We start from the raw sequence: 7,056 nt of genomic DNA, 5'->3' as shown, positions 1-7,056 counted from the left end.
TCGCGTCACCGCGGCGTCAAGCGGCTCAAACCACGTTATCCTCGTCGCCATCGTGGCAGGCCTCCACCCTATCGCCCCAATATCGTCATTATACCCTCTAAGTGAACAGTATTGGGCGTATACCCCGACCGTGACCCCCTATGAGTACCGGCCCGGATTCGTCTCCAGCCTGGCCTGGACGGCTGGGGTGAACCGGCTTGAGGGCGGATACTGGTTCGACTGGTCCACGCTGCGCCAGGTCAGTCCGATCAGCGTGGTGGAGCAAAGCGGCAGCCCCGTGCGTCTCGATGGTCTGGCCGGAACGCTTCATCTGGCCGATGGAACCCGGCTGGCCTCCTATGATGCCACGACCGTCACCCGGACGAATGCCCTGTTCCTGCATGATCACCTCGACCTGCTGGGCGGACGGCTGGGCGTGGATGCCGCGTTCAAAGAGGCGATGGTCACCAGGATCGGGCGGAACGGCCTGCCGGGAGCGCCGGCGCAGCCCGGCCTGAGCGCCGCGGAATCGCTGCCGACATTCGGGGCGCGATTCGCGATCGATCGTCGCCATTCGGTCTTCGTGAATGCGTCCACGGCGTTCAGGGTGCCGACGATGAATGCACTTTACGATACCTACAACGCCGCGACGGGGCGGGTCGCGACCGCGGCGAACCCCGAGCAGAAGCCGGAATATTCCATTTCCGAGGAGATCGGCTATCGCTATGCCGGCGATCTGCTCACGGCGGGTGTGACGTTCTTCAACTACAATTTCACCAATCGGCAGATCAGCAGCCAGGTCGTGATCAATGGTGCGCAGGTCACCCAGAACATCAATGCGGGCGGGCAGACGTCGCGTGGTGTCGATATCGAACTGGGGACGAAATCCTGGCATGGATTCCGCTTCTATGCCTCGGCCGAATATCTGCATGCGACGATCGACAATAATTTTCGTGTCGGCGCGGATGCGTTGCCGACGGCCGGAAAACTGGCGGTGCGCAGCCCGGAATTTCAGGCGGCGCTGGTCGTCAATTACGATCGCGGCCCCTTTTTCACCACGATAACCAGCCGCTTCGTCGGGCGGCAGTTCGCGACCCTGATGAACGATCAGGCCATTCCCGGCTACGTCACGGCGGATCTGGCGCTTGGCTACCATCTGCCGGCCGTCGGTCGCGCGCATCCGGTCATCAAGGTCAATCTGACCAATCTTTCCAACAATCATTACCTGTCGGGCGTGGCGGGGATCGCGGCATCGTCGCGGGCCACGCGCGGGGAAAATGGCACGCTTATCAATGCGGCGGGTACGCCGAGCTATTACGTGGGCGGCGTGTTTGCGGCCGTAGCATCATTTTCCACCAATTTCTGACGGGATCGGGAAGAAACCCCTATGAAACAGGCCAGACTGATTGCCGCCCTGGTGTGCGCGGCGGGTATCGCATGCCCCACGGCCGGGTTGCGGGCCGGCCCGACGGTCTATCCGACCGGCGTCACGATCGACCGGGCCGGCAAGACATTCGATTGCTTCACCCTGTTCAGCGCCCCTGACGGCGCGACGCACCTGATCGACATGCGGGGGCGCGAGGTGCATCGCTGGGCGCATGCCGGACTGCCCGGTGCGATGATCGATCCGGCGCTGACAGGTGGCCAGGCGGGGCATGTCCTGTTGCAGAGCGCCGCGATCGCGGGGGAGAGCGCGGGTATCATGGAAAACCGGACCGTCGCGGAATTCGACTGGAACGGCCGGCCTGTCTGGCAATGGAGCGGCCGGGAGGGCACGGGTGGGGCCCGGCAGAACCATGACTGGGCGCGGCTGCCCAATGGCGACACGGCGTTGCTGGTCGCGTTGCGCCATCCGGTCCCGCAACTCGACGGGCATGTCGTGGACGATCAGGCGATTCAGGAGGTGGCGCCGGACGGCCGGGTGGTCTGGCAATGGGTGGCGGGCGAGCATCTGGACGAATTCGGCCTGTCGCCGGCAGGGTTGGCCTATCTGAAGGAAGAGACGGGTACGCCGGGCGCGCCCAATCCTTGGGGATATCTGGAAATCAACGATATGCGTCCGCTTGGCCCCAATCGCTGGTTCGATGGGGGCGATCGTCGTTTTGCGCCGGAGAATATCATGATCGATTCCCGCAAGGGCAATATGGTCATGATCATCGCGCGCGAGACGGGGCGCGTCGTCTGGCGGCTGGGGCCGGATTTTCCCGGATCGCCGCATGATGCGGACCTGCGGCTGGCGCGCAGCGCGCTGCCGCGCCCGGTCGATCAGATTTCCGGCCAGCATGATGCGCACCTGATTCCGCCGGGCCTGCCGGGGGCGGGCGATCTGCTGGTGTTTGACGATCAGGGGCCGGCGGGCTTTCCCCGTGTTGCGCTGGGCGTGTATGTCGGGTCGCGCGTGCTGGAGATCAATCCGATCACCCGCCAGATCGTCTGGCAATATTCGGCCTATGAGTCCGGTATGCCGCCATGGACGTTCTACAGTTCATTTGTCAGCAGCGCCCAGCGCCTGCCCAATGGCAATACGCTGATCGACGAAGGCATGAACGGGCGGATCTTCCAGGTGTCGCCCGCGGGGGAGATCGTCTGGGAATATGTCAGCCCCTATCAGGGGCAGGGGACCTTCGCGGGACGGAGCGTAATGACCCGGCTGGTCTACCGGGCGCAGGCGGTGAGCCGGGAATGGCTGCCTCGGCCGATAATGGCGCGATGACGGTGCAGGCCGGACTGTGCCGCGTACCTCTCGGCGAGGCGTTCAGCATCAGAATGCCGGCGGCCGGGATGACGGTGAACGGGACGAAGACCCGGAATGCTGTGTAGGCAGGCGCGGGGCCGAGGGAGACAAGGCGCCATGAACAGGATGCCAACGACAGGCTGGAGGCCATGACCATGGCGCGCGCTACGCGTGACGGCGGACGCTTGCAGTGAGGATCGAAGCTGAAGACAGACGGCCGCTTCTATAGGGCGGCCGTCTGTGTTTGGGGCGCTTTAGAATTCGGCGCCCACGGTCAGGAAATACATACGCGGGGCGATCGGGAAGGCCGAGTAGGTGGTCGAGGCGTTGCCGATGCTGAGTGTCGACCAGCCTTTCGTATTGGTCAGGTTGGTGATGTTGCCCTGGATTTTCAGGCCGCGCACATGGGGAATGCCGTGGATGGTGTAGCCCGCGTTCAGGCTGAACAGGGCGTAGCCGCCGACATGCTGGTCGTTGGTGTAGGTGGTGTAACGCTTGCCGATGACATCGCCGATGAACTGGGCGTTGAACGCGCCCCAATTGGTCGAGGCCACGAATTTTTCGGTCCAGTTCGGCACGCCCGCGACATTCTTGCCGGCGGTCGGCACGATCGACGAACCGGTCGAATAATTGTCGTTATAGACCGACTTGTTATAGGACAGCGCGTTATAGAACGAGAAATGGCGGCCGAACTGCGTGGTGAAGGAGAAATCCATGCCGTCGGTCGAGACCGAGCCCACATTGGTCAGGATGTTGGCGCTGCCGACGATCCAGGACAGGTTGGGCGCGGAAGCGACCGACAGCAGGCGGTTCGAGAAGTGGACGTGATAATATTCGAGCTGGCCGCTGATATGCGTCAGCGGGCCGAACGCGATGTCGCGGTTGGTGCGCAGGCCGGTTTCGTAGGTCCATGACGTTTCGGGGTGGCCGTGGTCGCGGAAATGGTCGAACGCCTCCTGCGTGGTGACGCCCCAGGGGGTGGCGTTGCCGGTGCCTTCGGCCTGGAAAGCCCGCATGTTTTCCTGGATGTTCGCGAACCATTGTTCGTGCGGCGTGATGTTCCACAATGCGCCGAAGGCGGGCAGGAACGGCTTGACCGCCGCGATGGTGCCGCCCGGAACGGTCGAGCCGGTCTTGCTCGCGACCGGCAGGGTGCCGTTCGTGTAGACCAGTTCGGACTTGAAGCCGGCGTTCAGCGAGAAAGTCTTCGACACCTGCCAGGTATCCTGAAGGTGCGTGGTCCAGGTATTGGTGTAGAAATAGTTGGTGTACTGGTGGATCAGCGGGTTCTGCTGCCGGTCGTAGGGTGTGGTCGGGTCGGAGGCCGAGAACGGATACCAGCGGCGGGCCTGGGTGTTGTTGTTGCGCTCGTACCAGCCGCCCAGTTCGATATGGTGGTTGCCCAGCTTGTAGCGCAGGGTCGAGATCAGGCCGCCGCGATTGTCCCAGTATTCCGTCGTGCGGGTGGCCATGCCGCTGCCGCCGAAGACGCCGGAAAGCTGCGAGGCCGAATAGGTGGGGTAATACGCGCGGAAGAGGGTAGGCAGGCCGGCCGCCGAGATCGGGCCTGCCACGACACCTTCGCCACCGTCATGGTGGTAGTAGATCTGGTTGTCCCAGTGCAGATTTCTTGAAAAATCATGCGTCCATTTGGTGTAGGCCAGAAAATCCTCGCGCTGGGCCGCGGAATAGTAGTTCCGGTAATTCAGGCCGGCGTCCTTGTATTCGGAGGAGTTGTAGTATTTCAGGGCTTCGTTAAGATTGGGGTAGATAAAGGGTTTTTTGTAAAGTGTCGTGTATTGGGGGTCGTAGATGCTGTCTTCGTTCGGCTCGACCTTGTCCGACCAGTCGAAGAAGGTGGTGATCTTGTTGTTGTCGTCCTCGTGGACGAACTTGGCGTTGACCTGGTTGCCGCCCTGGTGGCCTGCGAAATCCCATGCGCGGGCGTCCTGGCGGACCCAGGCGACATAGGCCGAATTGCCGTTGCCGAAATCGCCGGTGTCGATGCGCGCGAAGGTGCGGAACGTGGACCAGCTGCCGAATGTCTGGTTCAACTGGCCGCCGGCCCGGTGCATCGGGTCCTGCGTCTGGAATTCCAGCGTGCCGCCCAGGTTGCTGGTCGAGGCCGTGCCCAGCGCGCCGGCGCCCGTGGAGACCGACGCACCGCCCATGATCTCGCTGATGGCCGCGCGCTGGGGCGTCAGGCCGTTATAATTGCCGTAGGACTGGTCGCCCAGCGGCATGCCGTCGAGCGTGAAGCCGAGCTGGTTCTGGTTGAAGCCGTGGATGAACAGCGATGAATTCTGTTCGTTATTGCCCCAGGGATCGGCGTTTTCGAACACCACGCCGGGAAGGATTTCCAGGGCCTTCACCGGGCTCATGCCCGGCAGCATACGCTGCATCTGCACATGACTCACGCTCTGTTCGGAGCGGGTGCGGTGTGCTGTGGAGATGATCTGCTCGGTTGCCGGAGCCGGGGCTGTCGTCGGTGCCGGGGCCTTTTGCACCGCGTTTCGACGCGGCGTCGAGCCCTGCGTGGTCGTATCGGTCGATGCCGCGTGAGCCGAGGCCACGCTCATGGCCAGCAAGGTCGTGGCCAGCAGGGTGCGGCGGCGCGACGCGGCGGAGGGAACGGCTTTTTTCAGATGTCTGGATAAGAATGTTGGCTGCATTCCGGTCTCTTCCGATCAGGGCGAATTGACGCGGCGCTCTTAGCGGAATGAGGAGACGGATGGCCCATGAAGGTTTGAAGACGTTGCCGAAAAGCCACAATCATTACAAAGTTTGTCAAACGGGATGACGCGCGCCTTATATCGGACGTGTTTGTGGGCGTGCGACGGCTACAGGCCGTTCGGAAGCCTTCGGAGAGGGGGGCGCGGTGTGAGCGGTGGAAGTGAGGGCGTTTAGCGCGCCCTGGTCGCGCGGGCGATGCATTGCGCCACCACGATGCCGCTGGCCGGGATGAGAGCAAACAGCGCGAAGACCCAGAACGTGGCCTGTTCGATGCCGGCCACGTTGCCGTCCGCCAGGCCGGCGATGTTTGCGATCATGCCCGCCCAGGCGCCGGCCAGGGCCGTCGTGTAGAGTTGCACCGTGGTCAGCGAGGCCGACGCGAGATCGCGGTCGGCGGGCTGGGCGACCATGAGCACGCGGGTGAGCAGGTGTGGCCAGGCTGCCCCGACCCCGAGCCCGACGGCCAGGAAGGCCAGGCAGACGGGCAGCATCGCCGGCCATGCGCCATTGGTGGGTGTGGACAGGTAGAACGCCAGGAAGAGGATGCCGGCCAAACCCAGCGCGGGGGCGGCGACGAGGGCGCGCGCCACGCGGGGCGGCGGGGCGCCGGCGTTGAGGATGGCGCCGGTGGACCAGCCGGCCGCCATCAGCACCGAGAGATAGCCGGCGGTGAGCGGGGATTGGTGGTGGAGGTCCTGCAGGAAGAGTGGCGCGAAGATCTCGATGACTTCCACAGTCAGGGCCAGGCAGCCCATCAAAGCGTAGAGGGGGGCGAGGGCGGAGCCCCAGGTGAGTGCGCCGGCGGGCAGCAGGCGCGTGCGGTGGTGACGGTCGAGATGGGCGAGGCCGGCGAACAGGCCGAGCACGACGAGGCATCCGGCCAGATTGGCCCAGACATGCGGGCTGGAACCGGCCACCGACAGGCACAGGACGGAGCCGACCATCAGCGCGATCTGCGCCCACGCGACGCCGGGGCGGCCGGCGGGCTGGGTGCCGGTCGTGCGGGGCAGCACGCTGATGGCCAGCAGGACGAACGGGATGCAGAGGGCCGCGAGCGTCCAGAAAGCCATGCGCCAGGCGCCGAGGCCGGCGAACAGGCCGCCGATGGCGGGGCCGATCAGCGTGGCGACGCCCCACATCGAGGACAGCATGCTCATCGCCCGTGGCCACAGGTCGGGCGGGAAGACCAGCCGGATGACGGCATAGGCCATCGAGACCAGCAGGCCCGAGCCGATCCCCTGCATCACGCGGCCGGCCAGCATCACCGGCATGGCCGGGGCGGTGGCGCAGAGCACGGCGCCGGTGGCGAAGATCGCGGTTGCGATGCCGTAGGCGGTGCGTGGGCCGAAGCGGCCGAGCGCGCGCGCCGACAGCGACGAGCCGACGATCGAGGCGGCGACGAAAAGCGACGTGTTCCACGTATAATAACGCATGCCGCCGATATCGCGCACCGCCGAGGGCAGCACGGTCATGGCCATATACAGATTGATGGCATGCAGGACGACGCCGGCGGACAGCGTGATGGAGCGCGCGGCGTTGCCGCCCGAGAACAGGGCCGCCCAGCCGGTCGGGGCATGGAGCGGGCTTGTCTTTGCGGATTGAAAGGACAC

General features: G+C 64.5%; 4 protein-coding genes. 2 read left to right on the top strand and 2 right to left on the bottom strand.

What is annotated here, in order from left to right; all coding sequences use genetic code 11:
• Positions 1–130 precede the first annotated feature (130 nt).
• Both HLH25_RS14020 and HLH25_RS14015 read left to right on the top strand, forming a co-directional pair.
• Positions 131–1,345, top strand: coding sequence for a TonB-dependent receptor domain-containing protein (locus tag HLH25_RS14020; protein ID WP_182974646.1), 1,215 nt, complete (start codon positions 131–133; stop codon positions 1,343–1,345).
• 21 nt (positions 1,346–1,366) lie between these two features.
• A complete protein-coding gene (locus tag HLH25_RS14015) occupies positions 1,367–2,692 on the top strand; it encodes an arylsulfotransferase family protein (RefSeq protein WP_182974645.1) in 1,326 nt (441 codons plus the stop codon).
• Positions 2,693–2,967: 275 nt separating this feature from the next.
• Here the strand turns inward: HLH25_RS14015 and HLH25_RS14010 are convergent, their stop codons facing one another.
• Entirely contained in the window at positions 2,968–5,292 is a 2,325-nt protein-coding gene (locus tag HLH25_RS14010) for a TonB-dependent receptor (RefSeq protein WP_182974660.1), read from the bottom strand.
• 324 nt (positions 5,293–5,616) lie between these two features.
• Positions 5,617–7,056 carry an MFS transporter gene (locus HLH25_RS14005; protein WP_182974644.1) on the bottom strand — a complete coding sequence of 480 codons (1,440 nt, stop codon included), beginning with the start codon at positions 7,054–7,056 and terminating at the stop codon, positions 5,617–5,619.

The organism is Gluconacetobacter dulcium (genome assembly GCF_014174165.1).
Taxonomy (GTDB): Bacteria; Pseudomonadota; Alphaproteobacteria; order Acetobacterales; family Acetobacteraceae; genus Gluconacetobacter; species Gluconacetobacter dulcium.
The sequence above is the reverse complement of the archived record's forward strand: the minus strand, read 5'-3'. Positions and strand labels throughout refer to the sequence as shown.